Raw genomic sequence first — 17939 nt, 5'->3', positions numbered from 1 at the left:
CGTTTGCAGAGACCCTCCCATGCTCTATGTCCGCTTGATCCTGATGCGGCTGTTGAAGGCCGTGGTCGTGCTGTTCATGATCATCATCTTCAACTTCTTCCTGATCCAGATGGCACCCGGCGACCCGGCCGCCATACTGGCCGGTGAGGCCGGCGCCACCGACGAGGCCTTCCTGCGCCAGCTGCGCGAGCGCTTCGGCCTGGACCAGCCCCTCTATGTCCAGCTATGGCGCTATGTCTCGGGCATCGCCATGCTCGACTTCGGCTACTCCTACCGCCAGGGGGTGCCGGTCTTCGACCTGATCATGGCGCGCATGCCGGCCACCCTGCTGCTGACCGGCACCGCCTTCGTGCTCTCCCTGGCCATGGGTATCTTCGCCGGGTCGCTGGCCGCAGCGCGGGCCAAGAAGCCGTCCGGCTCGCTGATCATGGCCCTGGCCCTGCTGTTCTATGCCACCCCGCTGTTCTGGGTCGCGCTGATGTCGGTAGTGCTGTTCTCGGTCTACCTGGACCTGCTACCCGCCTACGGCATGTATACCGTGGGCGCCGGCCATACCGGTTTGGCCCTGGTCCTCGATGTGGCCAAGCATCTGATCCTGCCGGCTACCACCCTGGCGCTGTTCTTCATGGCCATCTACACCCGCATGACCCGCGCCTCGATGCTCGAGGCGAGCCAGCAGGACTACGTCAAGACCGCCCGCGCCAAGGGGCTCAAGAACAGCGTGATTCAGCGCCGCCATATCCTGCGCAATGCGCTGCTGCCAATCATTACCCTGGCCGGCCTGCAGGCCGGGCAGATGGTGGGCGGGGCGATCCTCACCGAGACGGTATTCGCCTGGCCCGGCATCGGCCGACTGATGTATGAAGCGCTGCAGCAGCGCGACTACAACCTGCTGCTGGGCATCTTCTTCTTCTCGGCGGCGCTGGTAATCGTATTCAACATCATCACCGACCTGGTCTATCGCCTGGCCGATCCGCGCATCAAGGAGGGCTCATGAGTTTCTTCGCTCGCTTCGCCCAGAACCGCGGCGCTCTGATCGGGCTGATCATTCTGCTTGCCATCATTGTGATGGCGATCCTGGCACCGCTGGTGTTTCCCGAATCGCCCTGGCGCATGGTGCAGCGCCCCTTCCTGCCCCCCATGGAAGTCGATGGCTTCCCGCTGGGCACCGACACCATGGGCCGTAATGTGGCCGCCGGGCTGATGCACGGCGCCTGGGTATCGCTGCTGATCGGCCTGGTCTCGACCCTGGTCGCGCTGCTGATCGGCGTGCCGCTGGGTGCCGTGGCCGGCTACTACGGCGGGCTGATCGATGACGCCCTGATGCGCTTCACCGAGTTCTTCCAGACCATTCCCAACTTCGCCCTGGCCATTGTGCTGGTGGCGATCATGCAGCCCAGCGTGACGTCGATCGTGCTGGCCATCGCGCTGGTCAGCTGGCCGCCGGTGGCGCGACTGGTACGTGCCGAGTTCATGTCGCTGCGCAACCGGGAGTACGTCGAGGCGGCGCGTCTCGTCGGTCAGACCAACCGCACCATCATCATACGCCAGATCCTGCCCAACACCCTGTCGCCTATTATCGTGCTGGCCTCGCTGATGGTCGCCACCGCCATCCTGCTGGAATCCGCTCTCTCCTTCCTGGGGCTGGGTGATCCCAACGTGATGTCCTGGGGCTATATGATCGGCGCAGCGCGCACCGTGATTCGCCAGGCCTGGTGGCTGAGCTTCTTCCCCGGGGTAGCGATCCTGCTCACCGTGCTGGCGCTCAACCTGGTCGGCGAAGGGCTCGACGATGCCCTCAACCCAAAACTCGCCCGCGAGCGCTCCTGAGGGGACATCAGCATGACCGATAATCACACGACACCCCTGCTCAGCCTACGCCATCTGAGCATCTCGCTGCCCAAGGGCGCCGACCGCGCTCTGGCGGTGGAGGACGTCAGCTACGACGTGTATCGCGGTGAGATCCTCTGCGTCGTCGGCGAGTCCGGCTCCGGCAAGTCGATGGCCGCCAATGCCGTCATGGGCCTGCTACCCAAGGGCGTTCGCGCCAGCGGCGGCGAGGCGCTCTTCGACGGTCAGGACCTGCTCAAGCTCTCCGAGAAGCAGCATCGCACCCTACGCGGACTGCGCATCGGCATGATCTTCCAGGAGCCGATGACCGCCCTCAACCCGCTGATGCGGGTCGGCGACCAGATCGCCGAGGTCTTCGAGGCCCACGGTCGGCTGAACGGACGCGAGCGTCAGAAGAAGGCCCTGGCGCTGCTCACCGAGGTCGGCATTCCGCAACCCGACAAGGCGATTCGCGCCTACCCCTTCCAGCTCTCCGGCGGCCAGCGCCAGCGAGTGATGATCGCCATGGCCCTGGCCCTGGAGCCGGAACTATTGATCGCCGACGAACCCACCACCGCGCTGGACGTCACCACTCAGGCGCAGATCCTCGAGCTGATCCGCGACCTGCAGCGCCGCCGCGGCATGGCGGTGATGTTCATTACCCATGACTTCGGCGTTGTCGCCGAGGTCGCCAACCGAGTCTGCGTGATGCGCCACGGCCAGATTGTCGAGCTGGGCAAGGCGCAGGAAGTGCTCAAGCACCCCCGTCACGACTACACCCGGGCGCTGATCGAGGCGATTCCCAGCAATGTGATTCCCGAAGCGCGCGGCGCCGAGACCGATACCGCGCTGCTTGAAGTGGTGGGACTCAACAAGGTCTTTCGCTCCAAGGGTGGGCTGTTCAAAGCGGCGCGGGAGGTGCACGCCCTGCAGGACGTCTCCTTCTCGCTGGTCAAGGGCGAGACCATCGGTATCGTCGGCGAGTCGGGCTCCGGCAAGTCGACCCTGGGGCGCTGCGTGGTACGCCTGGAGCGTCCCGACAGCGGCACGCTGAAGCTCTCCGGTACCGACTTCATGAACCTCCAGGGCGAAGCGCTGCGCCGCGAGCGCCACCGCGTGCAGATGATCTTCCAGGACCCCTACGCCTCGCTCAACCCCCGCCACAGGGTCGGCTACGCCATCGCCCAGGGGCCCATGGCCAGCGGCATATCCAAGGCTCAGGCCTTCGCCAAGGCCAAGGAGCTGCTCGCGCTGGTGGGTCTGGGCGGGACCGATGATCGCTACCCCCATGAGTTCTCGGGAGGCCAGCGCCAGCGCATCGGCATCGCCCGGGCGCTGGCCATGGAGCCGGAGCTGATCGTCGCCGACGAGGCGGTGTCGGCGCTGGACGTCTCGATTCAGGCGCAGATTCTCGAGCTGCTGGAGGAGCTCAAGCAGAAACTGTCGCTGTCGCTGCTGTTCATTACCCATGATCTGCGCGTGGCGGCACAGATCTGCGACCGCATCATCGTCATGCAGCATGGCCGCATCGTCGAACAGGGGTCGGCCAGGGAGGTCTTCCTGGCACCCCAAGAGGCCTATACCCGCGAGCTCCTCGACGCCATCCCCGGTCGCGACCAGGAACTTGCCAATGCCTGACAAGGAGAGCCAGCAACGAATGGATGCCCTGCTCAAGGAGATTGCCGCCATCGTTGGCGATACTCATGTGCTGACCGGTGAGGCGGTCAGCGCCCGCGCGGTGGACTGGATGACCGGCGCCCCCTGCCAGGCCGCGGCCATCGTCCGCCCGGCCGGAACTCCACAACTGGCCGCGGTAATGCGTGCCTGCCACGCCGCCCGCCAGCCGGTGGTCACCCACGGTGGCCTGACCGGGCTGGTACACGGCGCCGAAGCCGCAGACCACGAGCTGGTGATCTCGCTGGAGCGCATGACCGACATCGAGGCGCTCGATCCGGTGGGCGCGACGCTGACCGTGCAGGCCGGCGCGCCGCTGCAGCGGGTCCAGGAAGCCGCCGAGGCGGCGGGCCTGCAGTTTGCCCTCGACCTGGGCGCCCGCGGCAGCTGCACCATCGGCGGCAATATCGCCACCAACGCTGGCGGCATCCGCGTGATTCGCTACGGCATGATGCGCCAGCAGGTGCTGGGGCTTGAGGCGGTACTCGCCGACGGCAGCGTGGTCAGCTCGATGAACCATATGCTCAAGAACAACGCCGGCTACGACCTCAAGCAGCTGTTTATCGGCAGTGAAGGCACCCTGGGTATCGTCACCCGTGCGGTGCTGCGCCTGCAGCCACCGACGCCGGCGGTGCAGACCGCGCTGGTCGCCTGCCCGAGCTTTTCCGCCCTCTCAGCGCTGCTCGGCCACCTGGGGCGCTCGCTAGGCGGCAGCCTCGCTGCCTTCGAAGCGATGTGGCAGAGCCACTATCGGCTGCTGACGGTAGAGAGCCAGCGCCACCCGCCGCCGCTGGCGCCGGACGCCCCCTTCTACGCCATCGTCGAGTCGCTGGGCAGCGATCCTGACAGCCATACGGTGCTGTTTTCACAGGCCCTGGAGGGCGCCCTCGAGCAGGAGTTGATCAGCGATGCCGTACTGGCCCAATCCGACAGCCAGCGCCACGGGCTGTGGGCGATCCGCGAGGACATAGAGGGCCTGATCAAGACGCTCTCACCGCTGTTCACCTTCGATGTCAGCCTGCCCATCGCCGAGATGGAAGACTACGTGGACAGAGTCGAGGCGGCGATCCGGCGCGACTGGCCCGAGGGTCGAGCGGTCACCTTTGGTCACCTTGGCGACGGTAACCTGCATCTCTCGGTGAGCGTAGGCAGCGGCGGTGCCGAGGTGCGCCGCGCCGTGGAGCAGCATGTCTACTTGCCGCTGGCCGAGCTCGGTGGCTCGGTCTCCGCCGAGCACGGCATCGGGCTCGAGAAGCGCGACTACCTGCCACTCTCCCGCACCCCTGAAGAGCTTGTGCTGATGCGCACCCTCAAGCAGGCTCTCGACCCTCTGGGGTTGCTCAACCGCCACAAGGTGCTGACGGACGCTAGCCGATGAGCCTGGCCCTGGCCCGCGCTCGATTGCGAGCCTCGCCCCGTCTGGCCGCCGCGCTGCTGATTGCAGCCATCGGCCTGTTCTGGGGCGGCAACTGGCCGGCGGTGCGCTTTATGCTGATGGATCTGCCGCCCTTTACGCTGCGGGCCATCGGCTTTTCCAGCGGGGCCGCCCTGCTGCTGGCCTGGGCGCACTGGCGCCGCCTGCCGCTGGCGGTACCGGCGGCGGAGTGGCCCTGGCTCGCCGCCACGGGGCTGTTCACCATCCTCGGCTTCAATCTGGCCACGGCCTTCGGCCAGCTTCGAATGCCCACCTCCCAGGCAGCCATCATCGCCTTTACCATGCCCTGCTGGGCACTGCTGCTGGCCTGGTGGCTGCTCGGTCAGCGCGTCACTCGCCGCCAGGCCTGGGGGCTGGCGTGCGGCCAGGCGGGCTTGCTGCTGCTACTCGGTCCGGCGGCCCTGGCCGGCGGCGTGCAGGGTGTGGTGGGGCCGCTGCTGATCCTGGGTGCCGCGCTCTCCTGGGCGCTGGGCACGGTACTGATCAAGAAGCGCGGCACATGGCAGAGCCATGCGGTGGTGGTGACCGGCTGGCAGTTCGCCATCTGCGCGCTGCCGACGATCGTGCTGATGCTGGCCTTGGAGTCGCCGCCGCCACCGTCCAGTTGGCAACTTAGCACCTGGCTGGCCCTGGGCTACCATCTGCTGTTCTCGATCTGCCTGGCGCAGATGCTGTGGTTCATGAATGTGAATCGGCTCAGCGTGGCGCAATCCACCATCAGCACCCTGATCATTCCCACGGTGGGCGTTGCCAGCGCCATCTTGCTGCTGGGCGAGCCGCTGACGGCGAGAGTCCTGCTGGCCCTGCTGCTGACGCTGGCCGCCGTCGCCATTGTTATGCTGCACGGCCGTGAAAGCGCATAAATCAGTTCATCCGTCCCGCTGGACGCCACTTCTCAAGGGAGGCCCCGATGCCGACATTTCCGAAACACCTGCAGGGCGACGGCCCCCATAACCCCTTCCCCGGGGTACGCGTGCTGGAACGCCGCCTGGGCCGCGAGATCCCCCACCAACTGGGCTCCAACGAGGGCCTCGATATGCCCCACCGGGCGCTGCGCGAACACTTCGGCGATGCCATGGCAGAACACGTCTACAGCTACGGCGATGCCGAAGCGCTGGGTATTCGCCAGCGGTTGGCTAGCCGCCACGGCATCGCCCTGGACGCCATGCTGGTGGATGCCGGCGCCGACAGCCTGATCGCCCTGGCCCTGCGCGCCACCGTCATGCCCGGTGAGTGCGTGGTCGCCACCACCGGCACCTACCCCACCTTCGGCTACTTTGCCCGCGGCCAGGCCTGTCGGCTCGAAGAAGTACCCTACGATGAGGGTCCCGGTCGCCTGGCGCCGGATCTCGAAGCCCTGGCCCGCACCGCCCGTGACCACCAGGCACGGTTGGTGTATCTCGCCAACCCCGACAACCCCAGCGGCCACCTGCACAGCGACGACGCCATCCTGTCGCTACGGGCGGCCCTGCCGGACGACTGCTGGCTGCTGCTCGATGAGGCCTATTACGACTTCCGCGAGGACGCCGACGGCGAGTTCGGCCGGCGGGTGCTGCACGGGGTGATTCGCCTGCGCACCCTCTCCAAGGCTCACGGCCTGGCCGGGCTGCGGGTCGGCTATGCCATCGCCGAAGCCGAAACCCTGGCGGTGATGATGAAGGTCAGGATTCACTATGCGGTGTCGACGCTGACCCAGGCCGCCGCCGAAGTGGTGCTGGATGCCCCGGACGAAACCGACGCCCACGTACGCGCGGTGCGCGAGCGTCGCGCGCGGCTCAGCGAGCACTTCCGCGCGCTGGGCGCCGACGTGCTGCCCAGCGCCACCAACTTCGTCGGCCTGCGCCTGCCCGACGCCGAGCTTGCCGGCCGGGTACACCGCGAGATGCTCGAGGCGGGCAAGCTGATCGCCCGCCCTGCCGACCCGGCGCTGGGCCACGTGCTGCGGGTCACCGCGGTGGAGAACGCCCTGGCGCCAGGACAGTTGGCAATCCTCGACGCGGCAATTTCAGGCCAGCGCTGAGGACCGCCTCAGCAGCGGCCCTGCATACGGTGCCCCGGCGGGCAGAAGCCGCCGCGGCGGCGGTCGTCGTAGTGATAGTGGTGATGACTGTGGCGGCCGCTGCGATGGTGGCGGTGATCGCGGCCATCGATTTCAATCAGCGGCTCGGGGGTAATCCGCGCCGGCGAATAGCTACAGCCGGCCAGGGTCAGTGCCACGGCAGCAATCGTCAGGGGTAACAGTCGCATGGTCTTGCCTCATGAGGATAAGGAAACGTTCCGTTATCCCCTTCGCTCCCGGTTCGGCCTGCATCGCAAGGGCCCCCCTCGCAGGGTTCCTGCGCCTCTGATGGGCGGGCAGGCTCGAACAGCGTTCACTAATTACTTTACCCCAACTGCGGCGAGCCCCTGCGCCAGGATTATGGAAACAATGTGATTCGCGGTGGAGACGATCTGACGCCATGGCGGCTGTCACGCCCCGTGAAGGCACTCGCGACAGGCTGGCATCGTTAAGCGACAACGGCTCTCGAGACGCCTATACTGCAGCGCAGCATGCTGACACAAGGAGCCGTTATGGCGAAGGACGCAACGAAACGTATCGATCTGGCCCTGCAGGGCGGCGGCTCCCACGGCGCGCTGACTTGGGGGGTGCTGGACCGCCTGCTGGAAGACGAGCGACTGGAGATCGACGGAATCAGCGGCACCAGCGCCGGAGCCATGAACGCCGTAGTGCTGGCCGACGGGCTTCACAAGGGCGGCCGTAACGGCGCCCGAGACGCCTTGCATGCCTTCTGGAAAGCGGTCAGTGATGCCGCGCGCTTCTCACCGATCCAGCGCACGCCTTGGGACCGGCTGATGGGCAACGATGGCCTGGATAATTCGCCGAGCTATCTGTTCTTCGAAAGCCTGACCCAGCTGATTGCACCGGCCAAGCTCAACCCTATGGCCATCAACCCGCTGCGCGACCTGGTCCTCGAACTGGTCGATTTCGAACGCGTCAACGCGTGTCGCAAGGTCAAGGTATTCGTGACCGCCACCAATGTCCGCACCGGCCAGGCGAGAATATTCCGCCAGCCCGAGCTGACGGTCGATACGGTGATGGCATCGGCCTGCCTGCCGTTCATGTTTGCGCCCGTGGAAATCGACGGCGAGGCCTACTGGGATGGTGGCTACAGTGGCAACCCCGCCCTCTACCCGCTGGTCGATGACCAGGGCTGTCGTGACCTGGTGGTGGTGCAGATCAATCCGCTGGTGCGCCAAAAGCTACCGGAGAGTGCCAGGGATATCCTCAACCGGATCAATGAGGTCACCTTCAATTCCAGCTTGATCAAGGAGCTGCGCAGCATTCAGCTGCTGCACCGCTTGATCGAAGCCGAAGGCCTGGAACTGGAGAGTTACCGTGCGATGCGCCTGCACCTGATTCATGCCGAACACGACATCGAAACGCTCAGCGCCTCCAGCAAGATGAATGCCGAGTGGGACTTTCTCTGCCGTCTGCATGCTCAAGGTCGCGCCTGGGCCGACCGCTGGCTGGATGACAACTTCGCCGCCCTTGGTGAACACTCCTCATTCGATCTGGACGCAGTGTTCCCCGATACCTTTCGCCCCATCTCGTCAACAGATACCTCCACCTAAGAACATAGCAAAGGAAATAATTGATGATCGGTATCTCGGCAATCGCCATTGCGCTGGTGCTGCTGATGTATCTCGCCTACCGCGGGCTCAGCCTGTTGATCCTGGCGCCACTGCTGGCCGCACTAGTGGCATTGGTATCGGTCGACACCCCGCTGCTGGCTAGCTATACCCAGGTCTTCATGGGCGCCGCCGGCGATTTTATCGTCCGCTACTTCCCGCTATTCCTGCTGGGGGCGGTGTTCGGCAAGCTGATGGAAGATTCCGGTAGCGCGGAGGTACTGGCCAGCGCCATCGTCGAGCGCCTCGGCGACACCCGCGCCATCCTGGCAGTGGTGCTCTCCTGTGCGGTGATGACCTACGGCGGCGTCTCGCTATTCGTGGTGGCCTTCGCGGTCTACCCCATCGCTGCGGCACTGTTCCGCCAGGCCAACCTGCCCAAGCGGCTGATCCCCGGCACCATCGCCCTGGGGGCCTTCACCTTCACCATGACCGCACTGCCCGGCACGCCGGCCATCCAGAATGCCATTCCCATGCCATACTTCGGCACCTCGCCGTTTGCCTCACCGGGACTCGGCATTCTCACCGGGCTGGTCATGCTGGGGCTGGGGCAGGCTTGGCTTAGCCATCGGGCGAGTCAGGCGAAGCTGGCCGGCGAAGGCTACGGTCACCACCAGAGTGAGGTACGCCAGGCCGTGCATCTACGCGAGCACGCCGCCGGCGAGGGCTTCGACCTTGCCGAAGTCACACCGGCTCAACCGCCCCGCGACCTGCCTCCCATGATACTCGCGCTGCTGCCCATCGTGTTGGTCATCGCCCTGAATCTGCTGTTTACGGCAGTGGTGATCCCGGCCATGGACACCGGCTATCTCGCCGAGCCAACCTACGGCGCCACCAGTATCGACTCGGTGCGCGGCGTCTGGTCGGTGATCGCTGCTCTGGTGATCGCCATCGGCGTGATCATCGCCAGCAACCGCAGACGCCTCGTGGCCCTTACCACCACCCTCGACAGCGGCGCCAATGCCGCCCTGCTGCCGATCTTCAATACCGCCAGCCTGGTGGGCTTCGGTTCGGTTATCGCCTCCCTGGCGGCCTTCGAGGCGATCAGCCTGTGGGTTACCTCGGTGGGCGGCGACAACCCGCTGATCTCGCTGGCCATTGCCGTCAACCTGCTGGCAGGCATGACCGGCTCGGCCTCCGGCGGCATGAGCATCGCCCTGGCCACCCTGGGCGACACCTACCTGGCCATGGGCGAGGCCGCCGGCATCGCCCCGGAGCTGATGCACCGTGTCACCGCGGTGGCCACCGGCGGACTGGATGCCCTGCCGCATAACGGGGCGGTCATCACGCTGCTCTCGATCTGCGGCCTGACGCATCGCCAGGCCTATCTAGACATTGCCGTGGTAGCCGTGCTGGTACCGATCATCTCTCTGGTATTGCTGATCACCCTGGGCACCCTGGTGGGATCATTCTGACCAGGCCCCTTGACCTGGCAGATGAGTCCCAGCACCGACGGGCGCTGTAGAAGACCTCAGGCGTTATAGGTCACCGCGCCCTGCTCACCCAGATCATAGCCCCCGGCCCGCTCCGCCCAGTCCTGACAGCGCGGCTGCCGGGCGAACTGCATCAAGCGCTGCAGCGGCGCCTCGAAGTAGCTGCGCCGGCGCATCAGCAGGTCGAAACACTCGTCGTGCAGGCCGATAAAGTCGAGCCCGTGGCGTCTGGCCGCGGCCTCCACGCCAAGCCCCGCATCGGCATCGCCGCGGCGCACCGCCAGCGCCAGGTCATCCTCGCTCAACGCCACGTCAGGGCTCAGATTGAGCGCCGCCAACGATATCCCGGCGCGCGTCAGCAGCAGCGTCAAGAGCCGCTCGGCGCCAGCATCCGGCTGACGATGCGCCAGCACCACCTGCGGCCGGGCCAGGTCGGCAAGCCCCTCGATGCCCAGCGGATTGCCGGGGGCCAGCATCAGCCCCTGGCGGCGTCGCGCCCAGCGGATCCCCACCAGATCGCGCATGCCGCCCAGCCCCAGCGCCACGGGGTCGTTGTAGCGGCTGCTATCAGGATCGAGCAGATGCACCCCCGCGACCAGCGCCTGCCCCGCCAGCAGCCGGCGCACCCCGTCGCCGCTGCCATGGCACAGCGAGGCCAGCTGCGAACCCGACTCGCGCACCGCCCACTCCAGCAGCGGGTCCTGGCTGCCGGCGAGAATCGCCGCCAGTGGCTCACGACTCTGCCGATCCCCCTCGAGGTGGTTCATCAACCACAGGTCGAGTGCCTGGCGCGGAAACAGCAGCTTGCCGGTGACCCGGGTGCAGGGGATCAGCTCCTGGCGCACCAGGTCATAGAGCTTGCGCTCCTTGAGGCGAAGGTAGTCGGCGGCTTCGCGGGTGGTGAGGTAGGCGTGGGCGGTCATGGCAGGCCTTATCGGGAGTCTGGATAGCAAATTACTGCATATAACTGCACTGATTACAGCACAGGATGCATACAGCAGGATAACCGCACATGATGCAGCCATCTGCTGGGAGCCTTGCATGTCAACTGCCGACAACGCCTTCACCACCGCGCTGAGCTTGATCCTCACCCTCGACCCGGTGCTGATGGACATCGTGCGCCTGTCGCTGCAGGTCTCGCTGAGCGCGGTGCTAGTGGCGGCGCTGATCGGGCTGCCGCTGGGCGCGGCGCTGGCGCTGTGGGCCTTCCCCGGCCGCGGCGCGGTGGTTGTGCTACTCAACGCCTTTATGGGGCTCCCGCCGGTGGTGGCCGGCCTGATGGTCTATCTGATGCTGTCGCGGGCAGGTCCGCTCGGCCAGCTCGGCCTGCTGTTCACGCCTACTGCCATGGTGATCGCACAGACGGTGCTGGTGCTGCCCATCGTCGCCGCCCTGACCCGTCAGCATATCGAGGCGCTGCTCGGCGAATACCGCGAGCAGCTGGCCTCCTTCGGGCTAGGCCGTGCCCGCATGATGCCCACCCTGTTGTGGGACGCCCGAGTGGCGCTCATCACCGTGGTGCTGGCCGGCTTCGGCCGCGCCAGCGCCGAGGTTGGCGCGGTACTGATCGTGGGCGGCAATATCGACGGCGTGACCCGGGTGATGACTACCGCCATCGCGCTGGAGACCAACCGCGGCAACCTGGCCCTGGCACTGGGGCTGGGGCTTGTCCTGCTGCTGCTGGTGGCCTGCGTCAACGGTGCGGCACACCTGCTCGGCGAGCGCGCCAGGAGGCAGATGGGATGAGTGACCTGAGCCAACCTCACCTGCCTCAGGCCCAGGCCGTGACGGCCCCGATGCTGCCGCTGGCCCTCACAGGGGTCGGTTTCGAGCACCGCGGCCAACGCCTGCTCCACGATATCACCCTTACTCTGGGAGCCGGCCGCACCCTGGTGATGGGCCCCAACGGCGCCGGCAAGAGCCTGCTGATGCGCCTCTGCCACGGCCTGCTGACACCCAGCGCCGGGCAGATCCGCTGGCACGGCCAGCCACCCAGCCCCGGGCTGGCACTGCGTCAGGCGATGGTGTTCCAGCGCCCGGTGCTGCTCAAGCGCACCGCTCTGGCCAATCTCACCTATGTGCTGGCGATCCGCGGTTACCCGTGGCGCCAGCGCAAAGCCCTCGCCCAGGAGGCGCTGGAGCACTTTGGCCTGGCAGGGCTCGCCCAGCGCCCGGCGCGGGTACTTTCCGGCGGCGAGCAGCAGCGCCTGGCGCTGGCCCGAGCCTGGCTGCTGGCACCGGATATCCTGTTCCTCGACGAGCCCACCGCAGCGCTGGACCCCGCCGCGATCCGCGCCGTGGAGGCCGCGGTCAACCAGTTTCACCACCGCGGCACCAAGATCGTCATGACCACCCACGACCTCAATCAGGCGCGCCGCCTGGCCGACGACGTGGTCTTTCTTCACGCCGGGCGGCTGCTCGAACACAGCCCCGCCGAGCGCTTCTTCGACACGCCGCAGAGCGGCGAAGCCGCCGCCTTCGTGCGCGGCGAGCTGCCCTGGTAGCTACGAGTCTCCTGATGGATAACGAAGGGATGATGTCCATGACGCGCCACGACCGCTTGATCCCCTTGGCACTAGCGCTGGGACTGACTTACTCCCTCGGCGCACTGCACGCCGATGAGAAACGCCATATCACCCTGGGCTCGACCACCTCTACCGAGCAGTCGGGGCTATTCGCCGCGATCGTACCGCAGTTCCGCGAAGCCACCGGCATCGATGTGCGTGTGGTGGCGGTGGGCACCGGCCAGGCGTTCGAGATCGGCCGTCGCGGCGACGCCGACGCCCTGCTGGTCCACGATGCCGAGGGTGAAGCTCAGTTGATCGCCGACGGCTACGCCAGTGAACGCCTGGATGTGATGGTCAATGATTTCGTGATTATCGGCCCCAGCGACGATCCGGCGGATATCGCCGAGGCTGACGATGCCCTCGACGCTTTTAGCCGTATTGCTGCCTACGGCTCGCCGTTCGCCTCCCGCGGCGACGACAGCGGCACCCACCGCGCCGAGCAGCGCCTCTGGCATGCGGCAGGCATCGAGGCCGCCGACGGCTGGTACCGCGAACTGGGTAGCGGCATGGGCGCCACCCTCAATACCGCCGCGGCCATGGACGCCTATCTGCTCAGCGACCGTGCCAGCTGGCTGACCTTCGACAACCGCCAGGGTCTCGCCATCCTGTTCGAAGGCGATGACGCACTGGTCAATCCGTACGCCAGCCTGCTGCTTGATCGCGAGCGCCACCCGCACCTCAAGCACGGCCTCGCCGAGCAGTGGCACCGCTGGCTGGTCTCCGAGCAGGGACAAGCTGCCATTGCTGACTACGCCATCGACGGCGAACCACTGTTCTTCCCCAACGCCGAGACGCAGTGACAACAGCAAGGGTGTTTACTGCTGCTCCAGCGACTGCGTGTACGGCCACAACAGACGTTTTCAACCATCTACCGCCTCGATAGCTGGAGCCCATCCCACGCAGGTCCCCGCGGGACTTCGCCTACAGGGCAACGCCCTAGCCGCTCTCTCAGGCGTTGCCATGACAACTCCTTAGCATCGACCTCTTATGTTTTTTGACATTATAAAATCCTATGTGATTAGAACCTTCAATGTGCATGAGAATCCGGTAACACGGAGAACTGAGCATTAATAGCACGAGCAGAGCTTCAATTTCTCTGCCCTTTGCATCTATAGCAACTGGGCAAAGGGCGGCCACCGGTACATGTTTCAGATGAACACCACCCCCGTACGTGCGGTGGAATCAAGGCACCTGCCTTGTAAGAGATCAACGACAACTCATGTGCGACATCGGAGCATCATCCTTTCGCCACTTGCCATCGCCGATAAGTTATGTAAGATTCTATCGGCAGTCATTTCTTCTTAGTCTATGACAAGCATCCGCCTGTAAATGACAGTCCTGCCTAATGAGACAGGCCACATTGTTAGTGCGCACAAGGCAGACATATCCTAGCAAGGAATATTCGGAGCAGCAGAACGGGTCGTATTATTGATGAGAAACACCCGAACCCAGGGCTTGCAAACATCATTCAGCAAGCTGCCCAAAAACCGAATTCTGCTAATCATCTGAGCATTATGGAGTTTAAAAAATGAAATACTATCTGAGTGGCTCAACGTGCACCCATTAACATGCATAGAATCATCTCCAGCATGACATTGACGCATATATAGCAACCTCCATCACCATCAGAACAGCGAGAGACGAAGAAGAATCATGCAACGAATCTACTTAGTATTACTTATATTAATTTTTCTTTCCGGTTGTGATGCCCTCAGAGACCAGACCATATTACTCCTATTCAAGGAGCCGGTGGATAATAAAGGTCTCGCACTCGAGCAGGTCACCGAGGCACTAGAAATGCATACTAGAGAACCATATGAAATAGAATGGGATAGCGACACAAAACTCCTTGTTAAATTTGGCAGCAACAGCGAGCTAACCAACAATATGACTACCCACCTAGCAGAAAAACTGAAAGAGGAACTAAGAGAGCAAGAGACCATCATGCTGCAAGTGCCCAGGTCACTGCTCGGTAGAGGAAGAGACATCAATAATCCAGACATCCAGAAAGATGGCGAGAGGAGTTACCTAATAACTTTGGACTGGAATAGTTACGGTGCCGGTCCTGGACTATACTCTGTCGCCGATATAATGAGAGGTGTTAATGAGGGGGAGCGATACCCATCTCATTTCGAATTGAATGATGAACGCTATACATTCGACGCCCTATGCGCAATACGCTTACCCATGAAATCTGGATCAATGAGCTGGGGCAATATGGCATGGGGGGGAACTCCCTCAATGGACTTTCGCTCTGATGGCGATCCCAAAGATGGGTTCACGAATCATAAAATCACAGGATTGGATAGTGATTTCATCTATATGCTATATTACAGCTACCCAAGGCACATATACCTTATTACATCTATAAACAGCATTCCCTCTCCTCCTGACTCTGTTATAAAAGAGCTTCCAACTCTTGGGGATTTACTAAGCCCTCACACATCTAGCGATGAGGAATGTTATAGACTACTCGCAGAACGCAGCAGCGGTGATATGCAGTCAATGCTGCCTAACCATCGCGCGGCCAAGTTTAATTTATCCGATGTGGCTCGACGTACGTGGACCAATCGATAACTCACATTACTGCACGTGATCACTTCTCATCACCCAGCATCGAGCTGTTCCAGGCGTTGGGCGTAAAGATGACCCCGGAGCTCAAGGCACCCAGCGTCGAGATGCCGTTTAATGGCATGACGCAGGACGATTACGCCCAGAAGATGATCGACGAGTACAAGGCCGCCGACGTGCCGAGCAGCGCTTCTGGCAAGAGGCGGGGGTAGATACCCACGGCGGCTGGTACCGCGAGCTGGGCAGCGGCATGGGCGCGATCCTCAATACCGCCGCGGCCATGGGCGCCTATGTGGTCAGCGACCGCGCCACCTGGCTGACCTTCGATAACCGCCAGGATCTCGCCATCCTGTTCGAAGGCGATGAGGCGCTGCTCAATACCCTCGATGGCGAGCCGCTGTTCTCGCCCAGCGCCGAATAGCCCCGGTCGGCACTGCGGTTCGAACCGCCAACGTCGGGATAACGTGCAGACGCCCGGGACAATGGCCCGGGCGTCTGTGCGCACTAGCGTGTTGACGCCTCACACATGCAGTATCTCCTCCTTGAGCGAATAGGCGATGCCCAGCATCTCCTGGCGGGTCTGCGGATCCACGCCATGGCGATCGAGCACGCCTAGAATGTCATCCATGACGGCCATGTACTCCGCCTCGCCGATGTTCATGCCCCGGTGCGCCTCGAGCATATTCTTGCCGCGATACTCCGCGGGTCCGCCGGTGCCGGCGGAGAGGAAGTCGCGCAGGTGCCCCTTCAACTCATCGAGATGCTCCGGATCGTCCAGCGCTGGCAGGTAGCGCGCCTGGACCCTTGGGTTCTGCATGTGCGCCTCAACGATGTCGTCGACCAGCAAGGCGATGCCCTGCTCGCCACCCAGGCGCTGATAGAGGCTTGTGGTTGTCATCAGATACCTCCCGGATCGGCCATGACGCCGACCCTTGCCGTTGTTGATGGACGGTGCAGACACCGTCCGAGATCGACCCGCCGGCCAGGTTCGATGACCCCCTCGAACTACCTGGCGGCCACCGCGAAGTAGAAGTCGAGCATGGCACCCAAGGGGCCGGGATCGCGACGCAGGCGACTGCGCAGCGCGGCCCCTTCCCAGCAATCCAGCAGCAGGTCCGCCAGCTGTCGCGGCTCCTGATCCGCCGCCAGTTCGCCCCGCTGATGCGCCTCCTCCAGGCAGTCGGTAATACGCTCGGCGATCAGGTTGAAGCAGCCCTCGATCTTGTGGCGAAAGGTCTCGCTGACCCCGGACAGCTCCTGACCCAGCCCCCCCAGCAGACAGCCCAGATAGCCCTCGCGGCGGTACTTCTCCCGCGACAGCTCGAAGAACAGACGCACCCGCTCCAGGGGCGGCAAGGCATGATTACCCAGGCTCATATCCAGGCCCTGATGGACCTCCTGCATATAGCGGTCCACCACCTGCAGGGCAAAGTCCTGCTTGCTGGAAAAATGGTGGTAGAAGGACCCCTTGGGGATCCCCGTTTCCGACAGCAGGGCCTGGATGCCCAGGTCGCTGTAGCCGTGTTTAAGTAACATGCCGAGCCCCGCCTCGAGCAGTCGCTCCTTGGTGGTGATTTCCTGGGATTCAGGCGTCATGGATACTCCTCTAGACCGACCGGTCTATTCCCAACTATGGCTCAGCTTGGCGAACTGTCAAGGGTCTCAGTGTAGGCTCTCGTCGCGCTCCAGGCCGGCCAGGAGCGCCTCGAGTTCGTTGCTCAAGAAGCGCGGCTCGACGCAGGCGTCGAGATGGCCGGCGGCGAAGCGCAGAAAACCCAGCGCGGCGTGGGACAGGCGCCGGTCGGAGCGCACGATAAACTGCCAGTGGCTCTCGATGGGCAGGCCCGCCACCGGCAGGATGAGGATATCGGGATGCTCCGGCGGCAGCACATGTTCGGAGAGCACGGCGAGCCCCAGCCCCGACGCCACGCCGACGCGGATCGCCTCGTTGCTGGCCATCTGCAGGGTCCGCCCCAGCGTCAATCCCTGCTCCTGCAGCCAGCTCTCGAACAGCATGCGGGTGGCCGAGCCTGGCTCGCGCAGCAGCATGCGTTCGCCGAGCAGTTCGCTCATATCGATCCGCTCACGAGCGGCCAGGGGGTGGCCGCGGGGCGCCACCGCCACCAGCGGATTGCGCAGAAAACGCCCGGCCTTGGCGTGGGCCAGCGACGGTGGATGGCTGAATACATAGAGGTCATCCTCCTGGCGCTCGAAGCGGGTCAGCATCTGCCGGCGGTTGCCGATATGCACCGTCACCTCCACCTCGGGAAACGCCTGGCTGTGTGGGCCAAGCAGCCGCGGCAGCACGTACTGGGCGGTGTTGACCAGGGCAATCGAGAAGCGCCCACGCTCGCCGCCGCGCAGCGCCGAGAGATAGTCATCGAAGTCGTCGAAGCGACCCAGTACCTCACGGCTGGCGCGATACAGCTCGCTGCCCGCCTCGGTGGGAAACAGGCGCCCCTGGCGGCTCTCCAGCAGCGGTTCCCCGACCGCCTCGACGAGCCGCTTGAGCTGCATCGAGACCGTAGGCTGGGTGAGGTGAAGCCGACGCGCCGCCTCGCTCACCGTGCCACTGGCCACCACCGCGACATACACCTGCAGCAGGCGGAAAGTGAAGTGACGGATATTCATTTCGGCACCCTACATAGATTGTTATCTATATAAAATCGCTTAATTCTTTATTGGTAGCAATGGATGCCACTGAGCAGAATGCGCGGCACGTCTTCACGTTCCCCCCAG

The 17939-nt window shown here is 64.2% G+C and carries 19 protein-coding genes; 14 read left to right on the top strand and 5 right to left on the bottom strand.

Translation table 11 applies throughout. The features are described from left to right. Positions 1 to 19: 19 nt before the first annotated feature. From IEI94_RS04180 to IEI94_RS04155, 6 genes are read left to right on the top strand one after another with little or no spacing between them, the layout of a single operon-like run. Complete coding sequence (locus tag IEI94_RS04180) at positions 20 to 997, top strand: ABC transporter permease (RefSeq protein ID WP_191165880.1); 978 nt, start codon at positions 20 to 22, stop codon at positions 995 to 997. After that, complete coding sequence (locus tag IEI94_RS04175) at positions 994 to 1830, top strand: ABC transporter permease (RefSeq protein ID WP_191165878.1); 837 nt, start codon at positions 994 to 996, stop codon at positions 1828 to 1830. Before IEI94_RS04180 ends, IEI94_RS04175 begins: the two co-directional genes overlap by 4 nt. Before the next feature lie 12 nt (positions 1831 to 1842). Beyond that, positions 1843 to 3468, top strand: a complete 1626-nt coding sequence (locus IEI94_RS04170; RefSeq protein ID WP_191165876.1) for an ABC transporter ATP-binding protein — start codon at positions 1843 to 1845, stop codon at positions 3466 to 3468. Continuing rightward, positions 3461 to 4882 (top strand): FAD-binding oxidoreductase, encoded by a 1422-nt coding sequence (locus tag IEI94_RS04165; protein WP_412030895.1) that lies wholly within the window; start codon positions 3461 to 3463, stop codon positions 4880 to 4882. The genes IEI94_RS04170 and IEI94_RS04165 overlap by 8 nt, the downstream gene beginning before the upstream one ends. Then, the gene (locus tag IEI94_RS04160; protein WP_191165874.1) at positions 4879 to 5802 is read left to right on the top strand and encodes a DMT family transporter; all 924 of its coding nucleotides are present in this window, start codon (positions 4879 to 4881) and stop codon (positions 5800 to 5802) included. The genes IEI94_RS04165 and IEI94_RS04160 overlap by 4 nt, the downstream gene beginning before the upstream one ends. 47 nt (positions 5803 to 5849) lie before the next feature. Next, complete coding sequence (locus IEI94_RS04155; RefSeq protein ID WP_191165872.1) at positions 5850 to 6959, top strand: pyridoxal phosphate-dependent aminotransferase; 1110 nt, start codon at positions 5850 to 5852, stop codon at positions 6957 to 6959. Between the two features lie 8 nt (positions 6960 to 6967). Here IEI94_RS04155 and IEI94_RS04150 read toward each other — a convergent pair whose 3' ends face one another. Then, positions 6968 to 7186, bottom strand: a complete 219-nt coding sequence (locus IEI94_RS04150) for a hypothetical protein (protein ID WP_191165870.1) — start codon at positions 7184 to 7186, stop codon at positions 6968 to 6970. A 324-nt stretch (positions 7187 to 7510) separates the two neighbouring features. Here IEI94_RS04150 and IEI94_RS04145 point away from each other — a divergent pair, with 324 nt between their 5' ends. Beyond that, positions 7511 to 8572: a patatin-like phospholipase family protein gene (locus IEI94_RS04145; RefSeq protein WP_191165868.1), complete on the top strand. Its 1062-nt coding sequence runs from the start codon at positions 7511 to 7513 to the stop codon at positions 8570 to 8572. A gap of 23 nt (positions 8573 to 8595) precedes the next feature. Next, positions 8596 to 10044 carry a GntP family permease gene (locus IEI94_RS04140; protein ID WP_191165866.1) on the top strand — a complete coding sequence of 483 codons (1449 nt, stop codon included), beginning with the start codon at positions 8596 to 8598 and terminating at the stop codon, positions 10042 to 10044. 56 nt (positions 10045 to 10100) lie between these two features. On the opposite strand, the gene IEI94_RS04135 is transcribed toward IEI94_RS04140, so the two are convergent. Next, a complete protein-coding gene (locus IEI94_RS04135; RefSeq protein ID WP_191165864.1) occupies positions 10101 to 10985 on the bottom strand; it encodes a helix-turn-helix transcriptional regulator in 885 nt (294 codons plus the stop codon). Between the two features lie 118 nt (positions 10986 to 11103). Between IEI94_RS04135 and IEI94_RS04130 the strand changes: the two genes are divergently transcribed. The 6 genes from IEI94_RS04130 to IEI94_RS04105 all read left to right on the top strand — a co-directional run bounded on the left by IEI94_RS04130 (position 11104) and on the right by IEI94_RS04105 (position 15621). After that, positions 11104 to 11808: an ABC transporter permease gene (locus tag IEI94_RS04130; RefSeq protein WP_191165863.1), complete on the top strand. Its 705-nt coding sequence runs from the start codon at positions 11104 to 11106 to the stop codon at positions 11806 to 11808. Further along, a complete protein-coding gene (locus IEI94_RS04125; protein ID WP_191165861.1) occupies positions 11805 to 12566 on the top strand; it encodes an ATP-binding cassette domain-containing protein in 762 nt (253 codons plus the stop codon). The genes IEI94_RS04130 and IEI94_RS04125 overlap by 4 nt, the downstream gene beginning before the upstream one ends. Positions 12567 to 12604: 38 nt before the next feature. Further along, on the top strand, positions 12605 to 13429 hold the full coding sequence (locus IEI94_RS04120) for a substrate-binding domain-containing protein (protein ID WP_191165859.1): 825 nt from the start codon (positions 12605 to 12607) through the stop codon (positions 13427 to 13429). An 853-nt stretch (positions 13430 to 14282) separates the two neighbouring features. After that, the gene (locus IEI94_RS04115) at positions 14283 to 15206 is read left to right on the top strand and encodes a hypothetical protein (protein WP_191165857.1); all 924 of its coding nucleotides are present in this window, start codon (positions 14283 to 14285) and stop codon (positions 15204 to 15206) included. After that, positions 15191 to 15412: a hypothetical protein gene (locus IEI94_RS22935; RefSeq protein WP_412030894.1), complete on the top strand. Its 222-nt coding sequence runs from the start codon at positions 15191 to 15193 to the stop codon at positions 15410 to 15412. Before IEI94_RS04115 ends, IEI94_RS22935 begins: the two co-directional genes overlap by 16 nt. 38 nt (positions 15413 to 15450) lie before the next feature. Beyond that, on the top strand, positions 15451 to 15621 hold the full coding sequence (locus IEI94_RS04105) for a hypothetical protein (protein WP_191165855.1): 171 nt from the start codon (positions 15451 to 15453) through the stop codon (positions 15619 to 15621). A gap of 99 nt (positions 15622 to 15720) precedes the next feature. Here the strand turns inward: IEI94_RS04105 and IEI94_RS04100 are convergent, their stop codons facing one another. The 3 genes from IEI94_RS04100 to IEI94_RS04090 all read right to left on the bottom strand — a co-directional run bounded on the left by IEI94_RS04100 (position 15721) and on the right by IEI94_RS04090 (position 17831). Continuing rightward, a complete protein-coding gene (locus IEI94_RS04100) occupies positions 15721 to 16098 on the bottom strand; it encodes a group I truncated hemoglobin (RefSeq protein ID WP_191165853.1) in 378 nt (125 codons plus the stop codon). A 107-nt stretch (positions 16099 to 16205) separates the two neighbouring features. Beyond that, a complete protein-coding gene (locus IEI94_RS04095; RefSeq protein WP_191165851.1) occupies positions 16206 to 16796 on the bottom strand; it encodes a TetR/AcrR family transcriptional regulator in 591 nt (196 codons plus the stop codon). A gap of 66 nt (positions 16797 to 16862) precedes the next feature. Further along, the gene (locus tag IEI94_RS04090) at positions 16863 to 17831 is read right to left on the bottom strand and encodes a LysR family transcriptional regulator (RefSeq protein WP_191165849.1); all 969 of its coding nucleotides are present in this window, start codon (positions 17829 to 17831) and stop codon (positions 16863 to 16865) included. Positions 17832 to 17939: the final 108 nt, after the last annotated feature.

Origin of the sequence: Halomonas sp. ML-15 (assembly GCF_014779595.1) — a bacterium.
In the GTDB taxonomy this organism is placed as follows: Bacteria; Pseudomonadota; Gammaproteobacteria; order Pseudomonadales; family Halomonadaceae; genus Franzmannia.
The sequence above is the reverse complement of the archived record's forward strand: the minus strand, read 5'-3'. Positions and strand labels throughout refer to the sequence as shown.